This is a genomic window from Microbacterium sp. NPDC055455, assembly GCF_053619935.1.
Genome location: NZ_JBSHLB010000019.1, coordinates 1 through 1368 on the forward strand (window position 1 = coordinate 1; position 1368 = coordinate 1368).

The following is a 1368-nucleotide window of genomic DNA, read 5'->3' on the forward strand; positions in this document are numbered from 1 at the left end:
CGCGGGATGGTGGCCTGGCTCGGCTCCCCGCCCACCCCTCTTGTCCATGCCAAAAAGACCCGACCCCTGACGGGGCCGGGCCTTCGACGCACTCGCTTCGAGCTATCCGGCGAGGGCTTTTCGGCCACTCATCGCGGTGCCGTTCCGACGGGCCGCTTCCCGCCCCGCTTCCCGCCCTTCATTGAACGAGTTGCGGTCGCGGATCATCGGCCCCTTCCGTGGTTGCCCAAGGACGGGGTGAGCCATTGCCAGGGCTTCCTGCGCTCGCGTTTTGTCGTCCACCAGGCAGAGATCCTTGCCGGATTCCTGCTCGACGGCTTCGACCGTGCGGCGCTCGACCTCCACGAGAACATCCTTCACGCCCTGCATGAAGCCGAGCATGACGGAGCGTCGCTGGGTTGCCGTGGCCGGCTCCCAGTGGTGCTCCCGCTTGACCTTCGCCGCGAGCGCGAGCATCTGCGGGGCGAGAACGTCGAACAGAAACGTCACCCGCTCGACATGCGCCTTCCGGCCGAAGATTTCGATCTTGCTGATCCTGCGGCTGCGGTTGACCGTATGGACGACGGTCATGCAGTGCAGTGCGTCAGCCATCATGCTCATCAGGTATGAGCGGAGATCGCTGTGAACGCCGCCGAGTTCCACGATGGACTGCACGATGTCGTCTCGCTTCTCGTTCTTGGCGAGCGCCGCCTCCTCGATGCCATAGCGGGCGATCATCTCGAACGCCTTGGCGCGGAACGTCTCCCCCTCGGGCGTGCCCTCCTGGTCGTGAGCTTGCGCCAGCAGCTTGCGGACGCGCTCCTCGATGTTGGCCTTCTTGGTGGTCGTGGTGGTCGTGGTGGTCATGACGTTCCCTTTCGGGTTGAAGGTGTGTGGTTGTGCGCGTGATTGGGGAATGCGCGCCCCTCCCCTTGTGCGGGCTTAGATCGGCCCCTTCAGCCAGTGGTAGTCCTGGTGATGGGTCACCATGCCCCCGTCGAACTGAATCGCCGAGCCGATCCGAGTGCCCTTGATCATTGCCACGAACGAACCCCAGCCGAACGACTCCACCTGCCAGGCATTGGCCTCGAGCACCGCTTCGAGAAGGACGCAGCCCCATCGGACGGGAACGTCGGTGTCCCACTCCCCCTTGTACTGCTCGATGATTTCGAGCATGTCCTCGACGCTGGTGGCCTTCGCCGCCCGCGTGAAGAATTCCGCGGTTGCGATCTGGCCATTACTGGTCATTTCGGCATTCCTGTGCATGATGTTCCCTTTCGGGTTGAAGGTGTCGGGGGCGGTTCCTTTTCCGTTCCCCGTTAATTAAGAGTATACCGGGTATACGGTTGGGGGTCAACCCATATCGGGAAATTGGTCAATCTTTTTCTG

2 protein-coding genes are annotated in these 1368 nt (G+C 62.7%); both read right to left on the bottom strand.

Annotated elements, in window-relative coordinates; genetic code table 11:
• Nucleotides 1–102: 102 nt before the first annotated feature.
• Complete coding sequence (locus ACWGUG_RS18570) at nucleotides 103–846, bottom strand: DUF2786 domain-containing protein (protein ID WP_452325525.1); 744 nt, start codon at nucleotides 844–846, stop codon at nucleotides 103–105.
• A gap of 75 nt (nucleotides 847–921) precedes the next feature.
• Nucleotides 922–1227, bottom strand: coding sequence for a hypothetical protein (locus tag ACWGUG_RS18575; protein ID WP_452325526.1), 306 nt, complete (start codon nucleotides 1225–1227; stop codon nucleotides 922–924).
• Nucleotides 1228–1368 lie beyond the last annotated feature (141 nt).

Coding starts and splice junctions, on each gene's coding strand:
- ACWGUG_RS18575 (WP_452325526.1), bottom strand. CDS start 1,227: ATGACCAGTAATGGCCAGATCGCAACCGCGGAATTCTTCACGCGGGCG.
- ACWGUG_RS18570 (WP_452325525.1), bottom strand. CDS start 846: ATGACCACCACGACCACCACGACCACCAAGAAGGCCAACATCGAGGAG.